This window comes from Autumnicola psychrophila, assembly GCF_031846645.1.
In the GTDB taxonomy this organism is placed as follows: Bacteria; Bacteroidota; Bacteroidia; order Flavobacteriales; family Flavobacteriaceae; genus Autumnicola; species Autumnicola psychrophila.
The window spans coordinates 141,488-162,875 of record NZ_JAVRHN010000005.1; the positions used below are offsets into that span (position 1 = coordinate 141,488).

Annotated in this window: 18 protein-coding genes; 10 read left to right on the forward strand and 8 right to left on the reverse strand. The window is 39.5% G+C overall.

Annotated elements, in window-relative coordinates:
• Positions 1-34 precede the first annotated feature (34 nt).
• Together RM541_RS07970 and RM541_RS07975 are read right to left on the reverse strand one after the other, a co-directional pair.
• Complete coding sequence (locus RM541_RS07970) at positions 35-3,124, reverse strand: TAT-variant-translocated molybdopterin oxidoreductase (RefSeq protein WP_311499690.1); 3,090 nt, start codon at positions 3,122-3,124, stop codon at positions 35-37.
• Positions 3,125-3,179: 55 nt separating this feature from the next.
• Positions 3,180-4,538, reverse strand: a complete 1,359-nt coding sequence (locus RM541_RS07975; protein ID WP_311499691.1) for a c-type cytochrome — start codon at positions 4,536-4,538, stop codon at positions 3,180-3,182.
• A 223-nt stretch (positions 4,539-4,761) separates the two neighbouring features.
• Here RM541_RS07975 and RM541_RS07980 point away from each other — a divergent pair, with 223 nt between their 5' ends.
• A complete protein-coding gene (locus RM541_RS07980) occupies positions 4,762-5,151 on the forward strand; it encodes an SPOR domain-containing protein (RefSeq protein ID WP_311499692.1) in 390 nt (129 codons plus the stop codon).
• 186 nt (positions 5,152-5,337) lie between these two features.
• On the opposite strand, the gene RM541_RS07985 is transcribed toward RM541_RS07980, so the two are convergent.
• On the reverse strand, positions 5,338-6,468 hold the full coding sequence (locus RM541_RS07985; RefSeq protein WP_311499786.1) for a DegT/DnrJ/EryC1/StrS family aminotransferase: 1,131 nt from the start codon (positions 6,466-6,468) through the stop codon (positions 5,338-5,340).
• A 97-nt stretch (positions 6,469-6,565) separates the two neighbouring features.
• Between RM541_RS07985 and RM541_RS07990 the strand changes: the two genes are divergently transcribed.
• From RM541_RS07990 to RM541_RS08000, 3 genes are all read left to right on the forward strand, one after another.
• Entirely contained in the window at positions 6,566-7,801 is a 1,236-nt protein-coding gene (locus RM541_RS07990) for a 3-deoxy-D-manno-octulosonic acid transferase (protein WP_311499693.1), read from the forward strand.
• Positions 7,802-7,930: 129 nt separating this feature from the next.
• On the forward strand, positions 7,931-8,227 hold the full coding sequence (locus RM541_RS07995) for a hypothetical protein (protein WP_311499694.1): 297 nt from the start codon (positions 7,931-7,933) through the stop codon (positions 8,225-8,227).
• Positions 8,228-8,256: 29 nt separating this feature from the next.
• Entirely contained in the window at positions 8,257-8,397 is a 141-nt protein-coding gene (locus tag RM541_RS08000; protein WP_311499695.1) for a hypothetical protein, read from the forward strand.
• 76 nt (positions 8,398-8,473) lie between these two features.
• Here RM541_RS08000 and RM541_RS08005 read toward each other — a convergent pair whose 3' ends face one another.
• The 4 genes from RM541_RS08005 to hpt form a co-directional block, all read right to left on the reverse strand.
• On the reverse strand, positions 8,474-8,995 hold the full coding sequence (locus tag RM541_RS08005; RefSeq protein ID WP_311499696.1) for a DUF4136 domain-containing protein: 522 nt from the start codon (positions 8,993-8,995) through the stop codon (positions 8,474-8,476).
• Positions 8,996-9,096: 101 nt separating this feature from the next.
• Positions 9,097-10,104 carry a GTPase ObgE gene (gene obgE, locus RM541_RS08010; RefSeq protein WP_311499697.1) on the reverse strand — a complete coding sequence of 336 codons (1,008 nt, stop codon included), beginning with the start codon at positions 10,102-10,104 and terminating at the stop codon, positions 9,097-9,099.
• Positions 10,105-10,202: 98 nt separating this feature from the next.
• Positions 10,203-10,778: an adenylate kinase gene (locus RM541_RS08015; protein WP_311499698.1), complete on the reverse strand. Its 576-nt coding sequence runs from the start codon at positions 10,776-10,778 to the stop codon at positions 10,203-10,205.
• Between the two features lie 3 nt (positions 10,779-10,781).
• The gene (gene hpt / locus RM541_RS08020; RefSeq protein WP_311499699.1) at positions 10,782-11,312 is read right to left on the reverse strand and encodes a hypoxanthine phosphoribosyltransferase; all 531 of its coding nucleotides are present in this window, start codon (positions 11,310-11,312) and stop codon (positions 10,782-10,784) included.
• Positions 11,313-11,432: 120 nt separating this feature from the next.
• Here hpt and RM541_RS08025 point away from each other — a divergent pair, with 120 nt between their 5' ends.
• The 4 genes from RM541_RS08025 to RM541_RS08040 all read left to right on the forward strand — a co-directional run bounded on the left by RM541_RS08025 (position 11,433) and on the right by RM541_RS08040 (position 16,032).
• Positions 11,433-12,593 (forward strand): 5-(carboxyamino)imidazole ribonucleotide synthase, encoded by a 1,161-nt coding sequence (locus RM541_RS08025; RefSeq protein WP_311499700.1) that lies wholly within the window; start codon positions 11,433-11,435, stop codon positions 12,591-12,593.
• A gap of 43 nt (positions 12,594-12,636) precedes the next feature.
• Positions 12,637-13,122 (forward strand): 5-(carboxyamino)imidazole ribonucleotide mutase, encoded by a 486-nt coding sequence (gene purE / locus RM541_RS08030; RefSeq protein WP_311499701.1) that lies wholly within the window; start codon positions 12,637-12,639, stop codon positions 13,120-13,122.
• A 201-nt stretch (positions 13,123-13,323) separates the two neighbouring features.
• Positions 13,324-15,357, forward strand: coding sequence for a M3 family metallopeptidase (locus RM541_RS08035; RefSeq protein ID WP_311499702.1), 2,034 nt, complete (start codon positions 13,324-13,326; stop codon positions 15,355-15,357).
• Between the two features lie 123 nt (positions 15,358-15,480).
• Positions 15,481-16,032, forward strand: coding sequence for a sigma-70 family RNA polymerase sigma factor (locus RM541_RS08040; RefSeq protein ID WP_311499703.1), 552 nt, complete (start codon positions 15,481-15,483; stop codon positions 16,030-16,032).
• 247 nt (positions 16,033-16,279) lie between these two features.
• Here RM541_RS08040 and RM541_RS08045 read toward each other — a convergent pair whose 3' ends face one another.
• The gene (locus tag RM541_RS08045) at positions 16,280-17,104 is read right to left on the reverse strand and encodes a UbiA prenyltransferase family protein (protein WP_311499704.1); all 825 of its coding nucleotides are present in this window, start codon (positions 17,102-17,104) and stop codon (positions 16,280-16,282) included.
• A gap of 127 nt (positions 17,105-17,231) precedes the next feature.
• Between RM541_RS08045 and gcvP the strand changes: the two genes are divergently transcribed.
• Both gcvP and RM541_RS08055 read left to right on the forward strand, forming a co-directional pair.
• A complete protein-coding gene (gene gcvP / locus RM541_RS08050) occupies positions 17,232-20,075 on the forward strand; it encodes an aminomethyl-transferring glycine dehydrogenase (RefSeq protein WP_311499705.1) in 2,844 nt (947 codons plus the stop codon).
• 250 nt (positions 20,076-20,325) lie between these two features.
• Positions 20,326-21,384 carry a 3-oxoacyl-ACP synthase III family protein gene (locus tag RM541_RS08055; RefSeq protein ID WP_311499787.1) on the forward strand — a complete coding sequence of 353 codons (1,059 nt, stop codon included), beginning with the start codon at positions 20,326-20,328 and terminating at the stop codon, positions 21,382-21,384.
• The last annotated feature ends 4 nt before the right edge of the window (positions 21,385-21,388 follow it).

Consider the following 21,388-nt stretch of genomic DNA (forward strand, 5'->3'; position numbering starts at 1 on the left):
ATCCTTTTATAATTGATTCTTTATTATTGATTTATTAAGCGTCTGCTGTATTTCTCACTTTAGTTTGATACATCACGTTTGGCTTTGTGCCAAGATATTCCAACATGTGGTACATCCTTTCATCCTGCCTTTTTTCATATATCAAACTTTCTTCATCATTTACATCTCCAAATACAATTGCACCTTTATCACAAGCGAGGGAACATGCAGTCTGGAATTCTCCATCCTGAACAGGTCTTCCTTCCCTTTTCGCATCCAATATAGTTTTTTGGGTTCTTTGAATACATAATGAACATTTTTCCATTACTCCCCTGGACCTTACAGTAACATCAGGATTCAACACCATACGACCAAGATCATTGCTCATATGATAATCAAACTCTTCATTTTTGTTATATAGGAACCAGTTAAACCTACGAACTTTATATGGACAGTTGTTAGCACAATATCTTGTACCCACACAACGGTTATAAACCATTTGATTTTGTCCCTGGCGACCATGAACAGTTGCCGCTACAGGACATACAGTCTCACAGGGAGCCTGGTTACAGTGCTGACACATTACCGGTTGGAATACTACCTGCGGATTATCTGCAGGCTGCTCCAGTTCAGCAAAAGTAGAAAGCGAACTGCCCAGACCAGACATATTCTCTTTAGTCTCTATATCTGTCCCGAAACCTTCATCTTCAGAAGCATAATATCTATCTATACGCAACCAGTGCATATCTCTCGATTTCCTTACTTCTTCCTTTCCTACTACCGGTACATTGTTCTCAACGTGACATGCGATAACGCAAGCTCCACAACCGGTACAGGCATTAAGATCTATAGACATATTAAAATGATGACCAATACTACGGTCAAAATTTTCCCAAATATCGACCTCTGGCGAAGTAACCGGTGTTTCCTGGTGATTTAAAGAAACTTCGGCAACAGGATTCCAGAAATGATAATCCTTTGTATTAAAAATTTCTAAGGTTGTCTCCTTTATAATATCACCTCTTCCCATAAGGGTGTTATGAAGCTGAACACATGCAAATTCATGAATACCCTCTACTTTTTCAATGCTAACGGTCTGAACAGAATTGAAATTTTCATAAAGAGGATAGGCATTAACACCAACTTTCATTTCATCCTGTACAGCCTCAGTCTTACCATAGCCAAAAGCTAAAGCAACCGAACCTCTGGCCTGACCAGGTTGAATGTATACGGGAACGTTTTTTACAACAGTATCTCCAAGTGTAATATTAACTTTGCTTCCGTTTAGTCCACCATTAGAAACGTGATAATTCTCAAGCCCCATTTCCTCTGCGTCTATCCTGGAAATTTTAAGGTAATTATCCCATGATGCTCTCGTAAGAGGATCAGGCATTTCCTGAAGCCAGGGGTTGTTAGCCTGTTGGCCATCTCCCATAGCAACAGAAGTATAAAGTTCTAATTCAAGACCTGCTCCTTCATCTATTGCCGAAGAAAGATTTCTTGCCGCAACAGAATCACTGTTCATTTCCGGTAAAGCTTCGGCAATATCACCCGCAGAAGCAAACTCAGAAGCTGCATCCAACTCAAAAGCTCCATCATGTAATCCCTGATTCCAACCTTCGGCACCCAAAGATCCAGACCACATTTCTTTTAGATACTCGTAATAATTTTGAGAATTATCACTCCAGTTTAACAATGTATCCTGTAATTGTCTTGTATTAAAAAGCGGCCGTATAGTTGGCTGCATCAAAGTAACATTTCTGGTTGTGAACTGAACATCCCCCCAACTTTCTAAATAATGTGGAGTTGGACCTACAAATTCACATAGTTTTGCTGTTTCATCTTCTTTAGATGCAAAGGCTACTGAAAGTTCTACGTTTTTAAGCCCCTCTACAAACTCCAAGGAATTAGGCAAACTGTAAACCGGATTTACACCCGCGATAATTACAGCTCCAATATTACCTGCAGCCATATCATTCACAAGCTCAGTAACTGCAGTAGCGTTTCCCTGCCTTAGCATCCTGGGATTTTCAACATCCATTACAGCACTTCCAAGGCTTTCATTTATTGCCAATGCTAATGATTGGGCATCATTATCAGGAATACCCGTAATTACAACCGCATTACTTCCTGCACGTCTAAGTTGAGCAGCAGCTTTTACAACGATATCATCAAGTTCTGAAGGAAGGTTACTGGTAGAAGCACCATTTACAATATAACCATAAAGAGCAGCCATTACTGCCTTTTGCTGAGATGGTTTTAAAGGAACACGCTTATCGGCATTCGCACCAGACAAACTCATATTGGCTTCAAACTGAATATGTCTTGACATTTTTCCATCTTTAGGAATACGGCCAAGAGCATACTTAGAATCATATCCACCACCATTCCAGTCCCCTAAGAAATCGGCACCAACAGAAACAATAGTTTCAGCCCTCGAAAAATCATAAGCCGGTAATGCGCGTCTTCCATATCTAGCCTGAAATGCATTTAGAGCAGCATCTTCAGAAACAGCATCGTAGACCACATGCCTTACATTACCGTATTTCTCTGAAAATTCACTAATGATTCGCGCCGTAGATGGACTTGCAAAAGTTGGGGTAAGCAAAGCGATTTCCCCACTAACATTATCTAATCTTCCTTTTACTGAACTATCAAATTCCTCCCAGGAGATATTTTGTCCTTTAGCCTTGGGATTTTTGAGCCTTTTTCTATCATAAAGTGATAATACTGAAGCCTGTACCCTTGCATTCGCGCCGGTATTAGCCATGGTATTAACCTCAATCTTTATAGGCCTTCCTTCCCGGGTCTTTACAAGAACCCCGGCGAAATCGAAACCATCGGCCATCGTAGTAGCGTAGTAATTTGCGCTACCAGGAACAATTCGTTCCGGCTGCACTACATAAGGTATAGATTTAACAACAGGTCCTTCACAGGCTGCAAGCGTTGCTGCTGCAGTACTAAAACCAACATACTTAAGAAAGTCCCTTCTTGATGTTTTAGAACTTTCGAGAGAGTTTTTATCTCCCAAAAATTCATCAACCGGTATTTCCTCAACAAATTCCTTCTGTTGTAGTGCCTCAACAATAGAACTGTTCTTATCCAGTTCCTCAACACTTGTCCAGTATTTTTTGTTTGATGACATATATATCTAAATATTAACTTCTAAATTAAACCTGCTCTTCAGCAGAAAAAACATTTTAATAATGGCATTTACCACATTCTATTCCACCTAAATCAGCAGCAGTAACTTCTTCTACTCCATACTTTTTAGCCAATTCTTCATGGATTTTCTCGTAATATTCATTGCCCACCATATTCACCTTAGTCTCACGATGACAATTTACACACCATCCCATTGTTAAAGGCGCATGCTGATACATCACCTCCATTTCTTCAACAGGACCATGACAGGTTTGGCATTGTGTCCCCTGCACCGTCACGTGCTGGGAATGATTAAAGTATGCAAAATCCGGAAGGTTGTGCAAACGAACCCACTTCACAGGTTTTGCTTCACCGGAATATGTTCTGGAGCCAGGCTCCCAACCTGTCGCTTCATAAAGTTTAGCAATTTCTTTATCGTAGAATTCCTTTGAAAATTCTGCAGTTGCAGTTTCAGGAGCCACTTCAGAAATAGATTTATGACAGTTCATACACACATTCAAAGAAGGTATTCCTGATGTTTTTGAAGTACGCGCAGAAGAGTGACAGAATTTACACTCTACCTGATTATCTCCGGCATGAATTCTATGCGAGAAATGAATTGGCTGGATTGGCTGGTAACCTTGATCTACTCCAACCTGCATCATATATCCATATCCATAATATGCAACACCAAGCAGCACTACCACAGCAAGCACCACCACAAGGAACTGGTTTTCCACAAAAGATTTATATAACGGCTTTCTTTTCGGTTTCTCCGGAATTACCACGCCACTTGCGGCTGCAAAATTTCTAAGCGTTTTATTAACAAGAAAAAGTACCACCAACAGCATTAGGAGCACAAAGGCAAGAACACCTAAAATCAAGTTAGTTGAAACTCCCTGACCCCCACCAGCACCAGCCTCTGCACCAGCCTGCTGGGCTGAAGCCGGGGCTTCTGGTTTTGGCTGCTCTACATAAGCTAAAATATCATTAATCTGTGTTTCTGTCAATTGAGGAAAAGGAGGCATCACTGTCTCGTTATACTCCTCAAAAACAGCCACAGCTTCAGCATCTCCAGAAGCAATAAGATTAGTGCTATTATGAATCCACTGGTAAAGCCAATCCATGTCACGTCTTTCAGTAACACCGTTAAGGGCCGGGCCTATAGATTCAGAATAGGGTTTATGACATGCAGCACATAAAGAATTAAACAGAGACTTACCATTGGCCGGGTCTCCCAATCCACCAGTAGCCGCAGCGGCTCCCGCAGTTTGCTCCTCACCCTGGACCTGCTCCTGAGAAGCATCGGCCGAAGTGTCATCCTGTGCAATTCCAGTAACTGTAAACGATAAGAAAAACGCTACGCTTAAGAGCAGCAATCGTGAAGTTGAATGGCGGTATTTCACCTTTTTCATATTATAAGTTGAATTAACGTCTAAACTTTGGTACGGTTTTTCTACTCCTTAAAAGCAATAAAATTAAGTATCCGTACCTTGAAATTCGTGCACAAAAGTAATATATAAAGTGCATTTAAGGAATGTTACAGATGTGTTAATCGATAATTTATATTTGTTCTAAATAATAAATTAAGATGCGTTTAAATTATTTAGCTTTACCTTTGTCTTAAATGTAATAATTATGCAAAAATTATCCCGAAATAACCTGATATTCACCTGCTTTTTGACTGCAGTTTCGTATGCAAATCTTTCAGCTCAAAATGCAGAGATTAATATTAATCAGGATGAAAAAATTTCAAAACTTTTGGAATTAAAAACTGAAATGTCTGAAGAAAATAAAATTGGGGATCGATATAAGATACAATTATTCTACGGAGACAATAAAGAGGCCAGTGAAGTGTTCAAGGATTACGAAACCAAGTACACTTATCCGGCAATGATCGATTATGAAACCCCAAATTATAAAGTATATGTAGGTAATTTCCGTAACCGACTTGAAGCAGACAGAGCATTAAGAGAAATTAAGGAAAATTTTCCCGGAGCTTTTATCCCGAAGCCAAAAAGGAGATAATCTTTCTTAATATAAAAAGATTCTATCCCCAAAGTGTATAAAGTTTAAATAACAGAGATTAGACTTTTTAAAATCTGACCCGTTTTTTATAGATCGAAAGGAACTGATTTAATATAATACCTCAATTCCTGATAGGCACCGACCACTTTTTAGTAACTTCCCTTGTAGAGATAGCTTTTTACATTCCTATTTTAAAAATTCAATAATCGCATTGGTAATATATGTAATCTGATCGTCTTCAAGCTCCGTATGCATCGGCAAGGAAATCACCTCTTTTACCAGTTGATTCGTCACGGGAAAATCTGCTTCATTATACCGCTCATCGGCATAAGCTTTCTGCTTATGTAAAGGAATAGGATAATACACTCCGCACGGAATTTCCTTTTCCTGCAAATGCTTTACCAGCTCATCCCGTTTTCCATTGGTGATCTTCAGGGTATATTGATGAAAAACATGGGTATCAGGCTCACCTTCCCTTACCGGAATTTCCAGAAATTGCTGCCCTTTTAGCGCTTCATCATACTTTTCTGCAGCTTCCCTGCGGGCTTCATTATAATAGTCAAGCCTGGGGAGTTTTGCACGTAGCACAGCGGCTTGCAAACTGTCCAGTCTGGAATTTACGCCCACAACATCATGGTGATACCGCTCATACATTCCGTGGTTTACAATTCCTCTTATCGTATGTGCTAAACCATCATTATTGGTAAAAATAGCACCGCCATCACCATAACAACCTAAATTTTTCGACGGAAAAAATGAAGTTGCGGCCACATCTCCAATTGCACCTGCCTTTACTTTTCCGTTTTTCCCCGAATGATAATTTGCGCCAATCGCCTGCGCATTATCTTCAATCACGTAAAGATTATGTTCCCTGGTAATTTCCATGATAGCGTCCATATTTGCCGTTTGTCCAAACAGGTGCACCGGCACAATAGCTTTTGTTCTTGGTGTAATTGCTTTCCTTATGGCTTCAGGATCTATATTAAAGGTATCCTGCTCTACATCTACCAGCACCGGAGTTAACTGAAGCAGCGCGATAACCTCTACTGTTGCAGCAAAAGTGAAATCTGCGGTTATTATTTCGTCACCGGGTTTAAGATCAAGGCCCATCATGGCAATTTGTAAAGCATCTGTCCCATTAGCACAGGGGATCACGTGCTTTACCCCCAGATAATCTTCCATTTCCTTCTGAAAGTTCTGAACTTCAGGGCCGTTAATAAATGCCGTAGATTCAAGAATTTCCTGGAAAGAATTGTTTACTTCACCTTTTATAGCTTCATATTGACCTTTAAGGTCAACCATTTGTATCTTTTTCATCATCTTTTTATTGTCCAACAAAAATACGAAATATCAGCCCTACAGCCAATGCAATTTTTAGGAAAGGCCTATTTTAGCGCTATTAAAGAAAATCGTTTTGTATATCCTTTATAATATTCTTGTTGGCTTAACTGAACTCTTCTTGCCGATAATTGCCATTTTTAAGCCCCGGCTTAAATTATTTGTGGAGGGCCGGAAAGATGTTTTTGATAAACTGAAGGTCGAAATTAGGCAAAATGACCGGGTGATCTGGTTTCATGCTGCTTCCCTTGGCGAATTTGAACAGGCAGTTCCGGTAATTGAAATGATGAAGGCTGAAATGCCTGATAGGAAGATCCTAGTCACATTTTTTTCTCCTTCAGGTTACGAAAACAAGAAAAAACATCCTTTAGCTGATGTTATTACCTACCTTCCGATGGATTCGGCTAAAAAAGTTGAAAAATTTCTAAATATTGTCTCTCCGGAGCTCGTTTTCTTCGTGAAATATGAAATTTGGCCAAATTATTTAAAGGAATTACGTAAACGGAATATCCGAACGTTTCTTATTTCGGGTGCTTTCAGGGAAAATCAGGTTTTCTTTAAGGAATACGGTGGCTGGATGCGTAAATCGCTACGAAGCTTTGAGCACGTTTTTGTTCAGAATGAAGCTTCTGAAGCATTGCTTAAAAAGCACAATTTCAATAATGTGACTATCAGTGGAGACACAAGATTTGATCGTGTTTCGCGACAAATAGAGTACGACAACAAATTAGCTTTTATAGAAGAATTCCTTCAGGATAAATTATGTCTTGTCGCCGGAAGCACCTGGCCGGAGGATGAAGAATTGCTGCTGGATTACATTAATTCTGCTTCAGAAAAGGTGAAGTTTATTATTGCGCCGCACGAAATAAAAGATGAAAAGATCAGTGAATTTCAGAAAAAGCTAAAAGGATCTTCTGCACGATACTCTGAAGATCAAAAGGATTTGTCTGCTTTTGATGTTCTAATAATTGACACCATTGGCCTGTTAGGGAAAATTTATAGTTATGCAGATGTTGCTTATGTAGGTGGTGCCGCGGGAAATTCCGGACTACATAATATACTTGAACCCGCTACATTTGGTGTTCCTATTGTTATTGGATCAAACTTTTCAAAATTCCCTGAAGCAATAAAACTTCAGCAACTCGCCGGACTTTTTTCTGTTGAAACTCCCCGGGAAGCTTCATCTGTATTTCAAATATTAATTAACGATGAAACTTTCCGAAGAAAAACCGGAATGATTTCCGGTCATTTCATCAATAGTAATACAGGTGCTACAGCCGCAATTCGTGATTATCTTTTCAATAAAAGCTAACCGTAAAAATTCGATTAAATTATTCTGATTTATTTAACACTTTTGGTGCTATAATTTAGCATCAAATTTGACTTTCGTGTACATTACATAATTAGCTTTGATGAATAATAACAAAAACATCATTTAATTATGAAAAGACTAATTTTAATTATCGCCATGTTCTTTACCCTTAGTACAGTCTTTACTTCCTGCCGTGAGGTTAATGAAGAAGAAAATGAAATGGAAATGGAAATGGAACGCGAAGAGATGGAGCATGAAATGGATGCAGATGATGACCTGGACCGTATGGGAGAAGAAATAGAAAATGCTGCTGAGGAAACCGGCGATGCTATTGAAAAAGGCGCACGGGAAACTGGAGATGCCATAGAAGAAGGCGCTAACCAGGTAGAAAATGAATTGGATGGGGATCCAACAGACGATAATTAATATTTAAAACCAATCATATGAAAAAATTAATGCTAATACTTGCACTTGTATGTTCTACCGGTGTTTTTACATCATGCAGAGAAGAAAAATCGGGCGTTGAAAGAGCCGCAGACGATATTGAAGACGCTGCCGATGATGTGGGAGACGCTGTAGAAGATGCTACAGACTAGGTAATAAAGAGACTGCCTGAAAATTGCAATTTTCAGGCAGTCTCTTTTTTTTGATAGGATCCTGCAAAAACCGGGATTATTTTTCTGGGGGATAGTTCTTTAATGCTTTCTGTAACACTTTATCAAATAGCGCCTGTCGTTGTTCCGGACTGGCATTAGGATTAAACTTAACATCTACCACTGCCTGCCATACAAGACTGTCTTTTTCTTGGTCTATAAAATCTATAGTCATTTTAAGGTAATTTTCAGGACCTCCAATTGGTATTCCGCCGGATACACCAACTCCCATATTGCCTCCACCGCCTCCAACTCCAAGGCCAATACTGTTCCCACTCTGTTGCTGAAATCTTTCAGTATAAACATTTACAAAAATATCAGGATTATCTACTGTGGAAAAGCCTTTTTGCTGCATCGCATTATCCAGTGCTCTTATTAGCCTTGCTTCATCCAGCTGGCTTAATCCTGAACGAAAATCGGGAAAAAGTGCGTAAGTAGAATAATTGTTAAAACTTGCAGTCTCATCGTAATCGTAAGCAATTTTTGGAACATTGCAGCTTGCAAAAAGCACACAGATAAACAGAATTTTCATTATTCTCATATTATAAATATTTAAAGGATAAATTTTAATTTTTCCCGCCATGCGGAATTGATCTAAAGTTAATCAAAAACTATCCCGAAAATGAAAATATGATGAACGGTCTATTCAGGCTTTTTATTGAGCATTTCCCAAAGCCGGTCTTTCAACTCGGTAAGCCCCTGTTGTGCAACTGAAGAAATAAATACGTAATCTGCATTTAAGTTTTTATCGAGTTCTGCCTTTAATTCTACTTTAAGTTCTGCATCCAGCATATCACTTTTTGAGATCGCAATAAGCCGGTCCTTATCCAGCATCTCCGGATTATACCTTCTCAATTCATCGACCAGAATTTCATACTGCTTTGCAATATTGGGAGCATCGGCAGGAATTAAGAATAGTAAAGTGGAATTTCGCTCGATATGCCGCAAAAAGCGATAACCAAGTCCCTTTCCTTCCGCAGCTCCTTCTATAATTCCCGGAATATCGGCAACTACAAAAGTTTTAAAATCCCGATACTGTACAATTCCGAGGTTAGGCTTTAGAGTAGTAAATTCGTAATCTGCAATTTTAGGTTTTGCAGCAGTAATTACGGAAAGCAGTGTAGATTTTCCGGCATTAGGAAATCCAACAAGTCCAACATCGGCAAGAACTTTTAATTCCAGAGTAACATCTACTTCCTGTCCTTCAATTCCCGGCTGCGCATAGCGCGGAGTCTGATTTGTTGAACTTTTAAAATGCCAGTTTCCAAGACCACCTTTTCCGCCTTCTGCTACAATATATTCTTTGCCGTCTTCAGTAATCTCATGGATTATTTCTTCGGTTTCGGTATCCCGGATTACTGTTCCCAAAGGAACATCGATATATTCGTCAGACCCATCAGAACCTGAACTCCTGGATTTTGATCCGTTACCGCCATGTTCTGCCCTTACATGCCTCTTAAATTTTAAATGAAAGAGCGTCCAAAGATTTTTATCGCCGCGAATAATCACATGTCCTCCCCGGCCGCCATCTCCCCCATCGGGACCACCTTTAGTAATATATTTTTCCCGGTGTAAATGTGCAGAACCACTCCCTCCTTTTCCGGAAGAAATGTGAATTTTCACATAATCAACAAAATTCCCTTCAGTCATATTCGTTCTTGTTTGAGGCTTTCAAATTTTATTTTCGTCGCTTTTTAAACAGCATGCCGATAATTGGCATTTTAAGGCGGCCTCTTTTCCTTCAGTTATTAGATAAGTTGGTCTATAACCTCACTTAAACGTTGGGTGATTTCCTGAACAGATCCAACCCCGTCTACGCCGTAATATTTATCGTCTTTTTTGTAATACTCTTTAAGAATAGCAGTCTCTTCGTAGTACACTTTTATTCTTTCCCTTATTACAGACTCATCTGCATCATCTGGTCTTCCTGAAGTTTTTCCACGTTCCAGTAAGCGTTGCACCAAAACCTCATCTTCTACCTCCAAGGCGATCATAGCATCTACTCCTTCGCCCTTGGAAGCAAGAAATTCACCCAATGCTTCTGCCTGGGCGCGGGTTCTTGGAAAACCATCAAAAATAAAGCCTTTAGCACCCTCATTTCCTTCAACTTCTGCTTTTAGCATGTCGATAGTCACCTGATCGGGAACCAACTGCCCTTTATCCATATAGGATTTTGCACTTTTACCAAGCTCTGTTTCGTTTTTGATGTTGTACCGAAAAACATCTCCGGTAGAGATATGAACCAGTTGATATTTTTCCTTTAAAATTGAAGCTTGTGTTCCTTTGCCGGCGCCGGGAGGGCCAAAAAGTACCAGATTTGTCATTTTTTATTCTTTGCGTTTATATACTTGCGTAAGATTCCTGCCCAAACCGTCATAATCCAGGCCGTACCCTACAATAAATTTATCAGGTATTTGAATTCCTATATATTCGATATGCAATGATTTCTTGTAGGCTTCAGGTTTAAAAAACAGCGTGGCCACTTTATAATCGGCTACTTTTTCAGCTTCCAGAATTTTGTTTATCTCTTCCAGCGTGTTACCTGTATCCACAATATCTTCAAGGATCACCACTTTTCTCCCTTCTACTTTTTGATTTAACCCAACTAAGGTTTTTACTGTACCAGTAGTCGAAGTACCTTCATAGGAGCCCATTTTCACAAAACTCACCTCGCAATCTCCTTTAAAACGTTTTATTACTTCTGAAGCAAACATAAAAGAGCCATTTAAAACCCCAATAAAAATCGGGTTTTGATCTTTATAATCGGCATTAAGCCGACTTGCAATCTTTGCCACAGCACCTTCTATTTCTTCTTCGGAAATATAAGGCTCAAATTTTAAATCGTGAAGTTGAATCAAAGCATCAAATTTTAAAGAGGCAAAGATAAGGATTCTGAATCATCCAAACTATCAGATTTCTATAAGAATAAGTAGTGCATTCCACCTTAAAAAATTATTTTTGTATAAACTGAAATCTATATGCTGAATTATTTTTCTTCAGACTTTAAATTAGGAATTCTCGGCGGCGGTCAGCTGGGAAAAATGATGCTTTATGAAACACGGAAATTTGATATCCAGACTAATGTTTTAGATCCAAACGCTGAAGCTCCCTGCAGCATTTCCTGCAACTATTTTGAGCAGGGCGATTTAATGGATTACAAAACGGTTCTTGAATTTGGCAGAAAAGCAGATGTAGTTACTTTTGAAATTGAAGGTGTGAATGTTGATGCTCTCAGAAAACTGGAAGAAGAAGGTATAAAGACCTACCCTTCTGCCGCTACCCTGGAAAAAATTCAGAATAAAGGAATCCAGAAAAATTTTTATCTAGAAAATGACATTCCTACAGCAGTTTTTCAGCTATACAAGAACAAAGAAGAATTGCTGAAGGAGATTCAGCAAGGGAAGCGAAAACTGCCTTTTGTCTGGAAAAGCACCACCGGCGGATACGACGGCAAAGGAGTCGCTGTTATAAAAACTGAAGGTGATTTAAAAAATCTACCTGATGCAGAATGTATAGCAGAGGAAATGATTCCGTTTAAGAACGAGCTTGCAGTTATTGTGGCGAGAAATCCTTCAGGCGAAGTAAAGACTTACCCTGTTGTAGAAATGGAATTTCATCCAGTTGCCAATCAGGTGGAATATGTAATTTGTCCGGCAAGAATTGATGCTGAAGTAACGGAAAAAGCAAGAAATCTCGCTAAAAAAGTTTCCGAAGCATTTAAGCATGTAGGCCTATTGGCCGTAGAAATGTTCCAGACAAAGGATGATGAAATCCTTGTAAATGAAGTTGCTCCAAGACCGCACAACAGCGGACATTACAGTATAGAAGCAAGTTACACCAACCAGTTTGAGCAGCATATACGGGCGATTCTCGACCTTCCATTGGGAAATACAGATAGCAAAGTCGGCGGAATTATGGTAAACCTGGTTGGTGACGAAAATTATACGGGCGAAGTCGTATATCAGAATATTAAAAAAATAATGAAGATGCCAGGAGTCACCCCTCACATCTACGGAAAAAAAATCACACGTCCCTTCCGGAAAATGGGGCACGTTACCATTGTAAATGAGAAAATTTCGGAAGCGAGAAGAATTGCCGAAGAAGTAAAAAATTCAATTAAAGTAATAGCTAAAAAATAACAATTATCTCACATCTGTTCTTGTGAGCACCAGAAAACAAACTATGGGAAAAGTAGCAGTAATCATGGGTAGTACCAGCGATATGCCGGTAATGCAGGATGCAATAGACATTCTGGAAGGTTTTGATATTGAAGTTGAAGTGGATATAGTTTCTGCCCATCGTACTCCCGAGAAGTTATTCGAGTACGGAAAAACCGCCCATAATCGCGGCATACAGGTAATAGTTGCCGGTGCCGGTGGTGCAGCACATTTACCGGGAATGATTGCGTCACTCTCCCCACTTCCTGTAATTGGTGTTCCCGTTAAATCCAGTAATTCTATCGACGGGTGGGACTCTGTACTTTCCATCCTACAAATGCCGGGAGGTGTTCCTGTGGCTACGGTAGCATTAAATGGCGCAAAAAATGCCGGTATACTTGCAGCTCAAATTATTGGCTCCTCAGATAAATGCACACTGGATAAGATTTTGGTTTATAAAGAAGGTTTAAAAGAAAAGGTAATAGAAGGCGCAAAAAAGATCCAAAAATAAAACAAGCCACACTTTCGTGTGGCTTGCGCAGTAGTTACTTAGTGTAAAATCTATTTATTAACCATTCTAAATATATTAATCCACAACTTTTAAAAGTAACCTACATCTTAATATTTTCTAAAGAAGGTGTAAATATAGTTAAAAAATATACAAATAATGATTTAGATCATTAAATAATCCAATAACGTCAAGCTAATCCTTATGATTACAAAAAATAATTTACTTGAAGAATTTACCTACGCACCTTTTTCTAAGATAAAAAATGAGCATTTTAAGCCAACAATTATTTCTGCTATTGATGCTGCGCGTGCCGAAATTGATGCTATTACAAACTCGAAGGAAAAACCCAATTTTGAAAATACCATAGCTGCTTTGGAATTCTCAGGAAAACAACTGGACCGGGTAACCAGTATTTTCTTCAATTTAAATTCTGCTGAAACCAATAAGGAAATTCAGAAAATCGCCCAGGAAGTATCACCGCTCCTAACCGATTTCAAGAACGATACTATTTTAAACAAAACCCTTTTTGATAAGGTGAAAAGCGTTTACGAGATTCAGGATCAACTGGAGCTAAGTGTAGAACAAAAAACGCTACTTGACGAAAAATACAAAGCCTTCTCGAGAAACGGCGCCAATCTTCCTGAAGACAAGCAAAAGGAACTGAGAGAGATCGATAAAGAGCTCTCCTCTCTAAGCCTTAAATTTGGAGAAAATGTACTTGAGGAAACAAACAAATTTGAACTTCATATTACAAATGAAGAGGATCTAAAAGGACTGCCGGACAGCTTTAAAGAAGAAGCAAAATCTGTAGCCGCAGATAAAGAAAAAGAAGGCTGGATCTTTACGCTGCAGTATCCAAGTTACATTCCGTTCATGAAATATGTCGAAAACCGGGAACTTCGAAAAAAAATGGCGCTTGCTTTTGGATCTAAAGGTTTTCACAATGATGAATTGGACAACCAGGAAAATGTGCTGAAAATTGCCAAATTAAGACATCGACGTGCAAACCTGTTAGGTTTTAAAACGCATGCTCATTTTGTCCTAGAACAGCGAATGGCAGAGACGCCAGACAAGGTAAACAACTTTTTAGATCAAATTTTGGAAAAAGCTAAGCCTGCTGCTGAACGTGAATTTTCAGAACTTGAAAATTTCGCCAAAAAACTGGATGGAATCGATCAACTGCAAAAATGGGATGCTGCTTTTTACGGTGAAAAACTAAAACAGGAGCTTTTTGATCTTAATGATGAAAAACTAAAGCCTTATTTTGAGCTTGAAAGTGTTATTCAAGGCGTTTTTCTTGTTTCCAATAAACTTTACGGCCTGAACTTCACAGAAGTTTTTGATGTCGACAAATATCATCCCGATGTAAAGACGTATCAGGTAACAGATGAGCAAAATAAGGACATCGCTTTACTCTATGCAGATTTCCATCCCAGGGAAGGGAAACGTGGCGGTGCCTGGATGACCGGCTATAAACCGCAATACATCCAAAATGGCAAAAATGAGCGTCCCCATATTTCTATCGTCTGCAACTTCACAAAACCATCTAAAAAAGATCCTTCACTATTAACTTTTAACGAAGTAACCACCCTTTTTCATGAATTTGGACATGCCCTGCACGGGATGTTGGCCAACACAACTTACCCGAGTATTTCAGGAGCTAATGTCTACTGGGATTTTGTGGAATTGCCGAGCCAGGTACTCGAGAATTGGTGTTATGAGAAGGAGGCACTTCAGCTTTTCGCAAAGCATTACAAAACCGGAGAGACCATCCCGATGGAGCTTGTAGAAAAGATAAAGGAATCGGCTAATTTTCACGAAGGTATGGCTACGGTGCGACAATTGAGTTTTGGAATGCTGGATCTTAGCTGGCATGGGATAGATCCTACAAATATCTCTAATGTAAAAGCACATGAAGACGAAGCTTTTGAGCCCACAAAGTTATATCCCGATGTTGATAAAAATTGTATGAGCACTTCATTTTCACACATTTTTCAGGGCGGTTATTCTGCCGGATATTATTCTTACAAATGGGCAGAAGTGCTGGATGCCGATACTTTTGAATATTTTCAGGAGCAGGGAATTTTCAGCAGGGAAGTGGCGAATAAATTTAGGGAAAACATATTGTCTCAGGGAGGAACCGAGCATCCAATGACGCTTTATAAACGCTTCCGCGGAAAAGAACCTCAACCGGAAGCTTTGTTAAAAAGAGCGGGATTACTTCCGAAGGAATAAAAAAATTACGCAGCCAAATTCCAGTTAATAAGGAAATTGGCTGCACTTTTTGGCATAAAATCTTATCGTTTTTATAACTTATTTGAATATTTCTTTTTATATTTTTGAGTAAGAAAATTTCTTATGCCAGCTCACAGCCTCGACCCTACCAAGTGGGTGGACAAATATTCAGACTATCTATTTAATTATACGATTGTTCGGGTGAACGACCGGGAGATAGCTAATGACCTTATTTCTGAAACTTTTCTGGCCGGATTAAAGTCGATGAAAAATTTTAAAGGAGAAGCAAGTGAACGCACCTGGTTAATTTCAATATTGAAGCGAAAAATAATTGACCATTACCGCAGGATAAATTCCAGAAAGGGAAAAGCTGAAGTACATATCAATTATTCAGATGAATATAGCGATGGAGAATGGTTGGAGGAGCGGGTTCCAGATTATTCTGACCGTAATGCAGAAGATGAAATGGAGAATACCGAATTGGGAATGGCTATCCTGGAATGTCTTGATCAAATAAACGAAAAGCAGGCAGCCATCTTTAAAATGAAAACAATTGATGGTGCAGATACAGAAGTTATTTGTAATGAGTTTAATATCACGCCGTCTAACCTGTGGGTAATCATACACAGGGCGAGAGTATCTCTTGCCGCATGTCTTGAAAAAAACTGGTTTTAGATTATGTTTAAAAATTTCTTCCTTATTGACTGCTCAAAAGCAGAAAACTGTTGTGATAAAGCCCAGTACAGGGAGCTTAGCAGAATTAACAAGTTCAAATTGCTAATGCACATTGCGATTTGCCAACGTTGTAAAGAATATACCCACCGTAATTCCCATCTCACAAAACTTATTAAAAAGTCTGACCTAAAGACCTGCAGTAAAGTGGACAAGAAAGTGTGGAAAGAAAGAATTAGAGAAGAACTCGCTAAACAAAATTCCTGAGAAGGAGTAAAATCATTAACCAGAAGACTGGCACACTCTCCACCCAAAATGACGAAAAGTAAGGACCTTGCGCTACTTTCGTTTTTAAAAGGAATCCTCCAGTGAGGATTAAAATAAATACCAGGGATAGAAAATTGATTACTACAAATTCTTCCTGAAAAAATTCCAGAACAAGAATTATTAACAACAGTATATAACCTAAAATTTTCGTTTTCTCCACCCCTATTTGCTGTGGAAGAGTAGAAAGAGAGGGAATATCGTATTTTAAATCCCTTACTTCGAATGGAAGCATCAACACCACCACTAACAGGAAACGCTGTAGTAATTCAATAAAAATATCAGATGTCAATGAGTCTATTGATTTCACCAACGGAAGTAAAACAGTGGCTCCTGCCCAGGAAAGAGCAATTACGAAGATTTTTATCCCGCTAAGGCTTCTCAAGTTCCTTTTACTCCCCAGTAAAGGCACGGCATAAAAGAGTGTAAAAAGCCCGAGAATAATGGCTATAGTTATAACACTGATACTCTGAATAATAAGGAAATAAGCACCGGCTAAAAAACAAAGCAGTGAAAACACCTGGATAATTCTAAGATTTCGGGTAAGACTCGAATGTTTGAGTTTAGCAATGCCTGCATACTTCACAAAATTGTAGCCGGTAATTGTTCCAAAGAAGATAAAAAAGAGCAGGTCATAATCCAACGGAATTTTGAATTCAAAGAAAGTTAGTGCACTTAGGGATACTACTGCCAGCGCCACGTGTACACTACTGTGTATGTATAAATCTATAGAATTCTTCAGAAAACTCATTGCCCAAAATTACACATAATAAAAGCACCGGCCGCACACTCTAAATCTTAACAACTGTAAAAGGGTAAACGACAATTTTTTAGATATAAATTACGTATTTTCGCGGCTCAAAACCACAACGATTTTTATGAGAACAGATTCTTTTGCACTGCGCCACATTGGCCCCAGGGAAAGCGAACTAAAAGAAATGTTGAACACTATTGGAGTTGACTCTCTGGAACAGTTAATTTATGAAACCATTCCGGACGACATCCGCTTGAAATCCCCTTTAAATTTACCGGTTGCTTTAAGCGAAAACCAATATGCTGAACATATCGGGAAACTGGCTGCCAAAAATAAGATCTTCAAAACGTATATTGGTTTAGGATACCATCAGGCAATTTTACCGGCTGTTATACAGCGCAATGTTTTGGAGAACCCGGGTTGGTACACTGCATACACGCCATATCAGGCAGAAATCGCACAGGGAAGACTTGAAGCACTGCTTAATTTCCAGACTATGGTAAGCGATTTAACCGGAATGGAGATTGCTAATGCCTCACTTCTGGACGAATCTACAGCAGCGGCAGAAGCGATGGCTTTACTGCATGCTGTTAGGAACAGAAAGCAAAAGAAAGATAATGTAAATAAATTTTTTATTTCTGAAGAAACTTTACCTCAGACCATTTCTCTTTTGAGCACCAGGGCAGATTTCCTTGGAATTGACCTGGTTATTGGAAACCATCAGGAATTTGAATTTTCTTCAGAATTTTTTGGAGTGCTGCTTCAATATCCGGGAAAATACGGACAGGTTCACAATTACACAGCATTTGTTTCTCAATGTAAAGAAGCTGAAATTAAAATAGCTGTTGCTGCAGATATCTTAAGCCTTGTAAAATTACAGGCTCCCGGAGAATTGGGAGTAGACGTGGTGGTGGGGACCACGCAACGCTTTGGAATTCCTCTTGGTTATGGCGGGCCACATGCTGCATATTTCGCTACAAAAGAAGAATATAAGAGAAATTTACCGGGAAGAATTATTGGTGTAACCAAAGATCTGGATGGCAACCATGCCCTTAGAATGGCTCTACAAACCCGGGAACAACATATTAAGAGGGACAAAGCCACTTCCAATATTTGTACTGCACAGGTGTTACTTGCAGTAATGGCAGGAATGTATGCTGTTTATCACGGTCCTGAAGGTATTAAGTATATTGCTGACACCGTACATTATTCTGCAACGAACCTTGCTGCTCAACTTGCAAGATTAGGATTTGAGCAGCTAAATACTTCTTACTTCGACACGATAAGGCTTAAAGCTGATGCTGCAGCGGTAAAAGCTATAGCAGAAAAGAATGAGATCAACTTCTATTATCCAGATTCAGAAACGGTAACTATTTCCATAAATGAAACTACCACCCTGGAAGATCTTAATGCGATAATTGCAGTTTTCTCTGAAGTAGCCAACAAAGAATGTGATTCGCTTACAGAACTTTTGAAAAACGAAGCTATTCCTACAGAATTAAGCAGAAAAAAAGAGTTTCTGACTCATGAAGTTTTTAATTCTTACCGTTCGGAAACAGAGTTGATGCGCTACATCAAAAAACTGGAACGAAAAGATTTATCCCTTACCCATTCCATGATCTCTCTGGGATCCTGCACGATGAAGCTTAATGCCGCTTCAGAAATGCTTCCCTTAAGCAATCCGCAATGGGGGAATATTCATCCGTTCGTCCCCGTGGAACAGGCAGAAGGTTACCAGATTGTACTTAACAGACTGGAAGATCAGTTGACAGAAATCACCGGATTTTCGGCAACCTCACTTCAGCCAAATTCAGGTGCGCAAGGGGAATATGCCGGACTAATGGTGATTCGGGCTTATCAGAAATCTATTGGAGAAGGACATCGCAATATCTGTCTTATCCCGTCCTCTGCTCACGGTACCAACCCTGCTTCTGCAGTATTGGCCGGGATGAAGGTGGTCGTGACAAAAGCCAGTGAAAATGGTAATATTGATGTAGACGACCTTCGGGAAAAAGCAATAAAACACAAAGATAACCTTGCCGCGTTAATGGTTACTTATCCTTCCACTCATGGTGTGTTCGAATCGGCTATAAAAGAAATTACTCAGATTATTCATAACAACGGCGGACAGGTTTATATGGACGGCGCAAATATGAATGCCCAGGTTGGATTGACAAATCCAGGTGCAATTGGTGCCGATGTTTGCCATCTCAACCTACATAAAACATTTGCTATCCCGCATGGTGGTGGTGGCCCTGGGGTAGGTCCAATTTGTGTGGCAAAACAACTGGCTCCGTTTTTACCAGGGAATCCTGTGATTAAAACCGGAGGAGAAAGTGCTATTGGTGCTATTTCTTCAGCTCCATGGGGATCTGCGCTCGTATGCCTTATTTCTTACGGATACATAAAAATGCTTGGCAGCAAGGGACTTCAGAAAGCTACAGAACACGCTATTCTGAATGCCAATTATGTGAAAGAACGTTTAAGTGAACATTACAAAACCTTATATTCCGGAGAAAGAGGTCGTGCTGCGCATGAAATGATCGTGGACTGCAGGCCTTTTAAAGCCAACGGAATTGAGGTGAGCGACATTGCAAAGCGGCTTATAGATTACGGCTTCCACGCTCCCACTGTATCTTTCCCGGTAGCGGGAACCGTAATGATAGAGCCTACAGAAAGTGAAAGCAAAGCAGAACTTGACCGCTTTTGTGATGCCCTTATTTCGATTAGAAAAGAAATTAGTGAAACTTCAGCTGAAGAAGATAATAATGTTCTGAAAAATGCGCCGCATACATTGCAGATGCTAACTTCAGATGAATGGAGTTTTCCTTACAGCAGGGAAAAAGCTGCATATCCATTAGATTATATTGCTGAAAACAAATTCTGGCCAAGTGTGAGGCGTGTAGATGAAGCTTTTGGAGATCGTAACCTTATGTGTACCTGTCCTCCTACTGAAGAATATGCTTAAGCAATAAAAGCAGAGAATATCTGCGGAGAAAATTACTATTTGGGTAATAAATTTCAGAATTTCGAGCCTCTACAATCGAGGAATCAAATGAGGCTGCTTCAAAAACAGTTAGACGAAAACTGCCATTTTAAAGCAGCCTCTTTATTTTCTATAAAAGAATGTCTTTCAGACATCGTAATTATTCACCGAGCGACGGGGACAATTCCTAATATTTCGTTAAATTAGAAGCCAATAATCAGAATATTGCATGATGAACATTAAAATTACCGGTACGGGAAGTTATATCCCAAATGTGATCACGAAAAATGCCGATTTTCATCAACATGAATTTTATAATACAGACGGTTCTACTTTTCCCCACGATAATGAGACTACGATAAAAAAATTTAAAGCCATTACAGGAATTAAGGAGAGACGCTATCTCGATGAAGACCTTACTACCTCGCAAATGGCAATTATCGCAGCACAAAAGGCGATTAAGGCTTCCGGAACAGATCCTGAAACTTTAGATTATATCATCGTTGCCCATAATTACGGCGATGTGAAATTTCAAAGCATGCAAAGCGATACGGTACCCAGTATGGCCACCCGAGTAAAGTACGAACTGCAAATAAAGAATCCGTCATGCGTGGGCTACGATGTGCTCTTTGGTTGCCCAGGCTGGATTGAAGGGATGATCCAGGCACAGGCTTTTATTCGCTGCGGAATGGCCAAAAAATGTCTTGTTATTGGAGCCGAAGCTTTATCACGTGTCGTAGATAAACACGACAGGGATGCGATGATTTTTTCTGATGGTGCGGGAGCAGTGGTGGTGGAAGCTACAGAAGAAACAGGTGGAATCCTTTGCCATAGCAGTGCGACACATTCTTATGAAGAAGCAAATTATATCTACTTCGGAAAATCAAATAAAGCAGAATCCCCTGAAGACGAGCGGTACATCAAAATGAATGGTCGTAAAATTTACGAATTTGCTTTAAAGCATGTTCCAAATGCAATGAAATCCTGTCTTGAGAAAAGTGGCAAATCCATAGATGATCTTAAGAAAATCTTTATTCATCAGGCAAATGCAAAAATGGATGATGCCATTATAGAACGATTTTACAAATTGTATGGCAAAAAAGCGCCGGAAAATGTAACGCCCATGACTATCCAGGAGCTCGGAAACAGCAGCGTAGCCACGGTCCCAACTCTTTTTGACCTTGTAGTAAAAGGAGAAATGAAAGACCAGAAGCTGGAAAAAGGAGATGTTGTGATTTTTGCCAGTGTTGGTGCAGGAATGAACATTAACGCGATCGTCTACGAATACTAAGAGG

Bases quoted from the DNA above. Each gene is read 5' to 3' on its own strand.
- RM541_RS07980 (WP_311499692.1), top strand. From the start codon at position 4,762: ATGCAAAAATTATCCCGAAATAACCTGATATTCACCTGCTTTTTGACT.
- RM541_RS08040 (WP_311499703.1), top strand. From the start codon at position 15,481: ATGCCAGCTCACAGCCTCGACCCTACCAAGTGGGTGGACAAATATTCA.
- RM541_RS07985 (WP_311499786.1), bottom strand. From the start codon at position 6,468: ATGAAAAAGATACAAATGGTTGACCTTAAAGGTCAATATGAAGCTATA.
- RM541_RS08055 (WP_311499787.1), top strand. From the start codon at position 20,326: ATGAACATTAAAATTACCGGTACGGGAAGTTATATCCCAAATGTGATC.
- RM541_RS08045 (WP_311499704.1), bottom strand. From the start codon at position 17,104: ATGAGTTTTCTGAAGAATTCTATAGATTTATACATACACAGTAGTGTA.
- RM541_RS08000 (WP_311499695.1), top strand. From the start codon at position 8,257: ATGCTAATACTTGCACTTGTATGTTCTACCGGTGTTTTTACATCATGC.
- gcvP (WP_311499705.1), top strand. From the start codon at position 17,232: ATGAGAACAGATTCTTTTGCACTGCGCCACATTGGCCCCAGGGAAAGC.
- RM541_RS07975 (WP_311499691.1), bottom strand. From the start codon at position 4,538: ATGAAAAAGGTGAAATACCGCCATTCAACTTCACGATTGCTGCTCTTA.
- purE (WP_311499701.1), top strand. From the start codon at position 12,637: ATGGGAAAAGTAGCAGTAATCATGGGTAGTACCAGCGATATGCCGGTA.
- RM541_RS08025 (WP_311499700.1), top strand. From the start codon at position 11,433: ATGCTGAATTATTTTTCTTCAGACTTTAAATTAGGAATTCTCGGCGGC.
- RM541_RS08035 (WP_311499702.1), top strand. From the start codon at position 13,324: ATGATTACAAAAAATAATTTACTTGAAGAATTTACCTACGCACCTTTT.
- RM541_RS07995 (WP_311499694.1), top strand. From the start codon at position 7,931: ATGAAAAGACTAATTTTAATTATCGCCATGTTCTTTACCCTTAGTACA.
- RM541_RS08015 (WP_311499698.1), bottom strand. From the start codon at position 10,778: ATGACAAATCTGGTACTTTTTGGCCCTCCCGGCGCCGGCAAAGGAACA.
- RM541_RS08005 (WP_311499696.1), bottom strand. From the start codon at position 8,995: ATGAGAATAATGAAAATTCTGTTTATCTGTGTGCTTTTTGCAAGCTGC.
- RM541_RS07970 (WP_311499690.1), bottom strand. From the start codon at position 3,124: ATGTCATCAAACAAAAAATACTGGACAAGTGTTGAGGAACTGGATAAG.
- obgE (WP_311499697.1), bottom strand. From the start codon at position 10,104: ATGACTGAAGGGAATTTTGTTGATTATGTGAAAATTCACATTTCTTCC.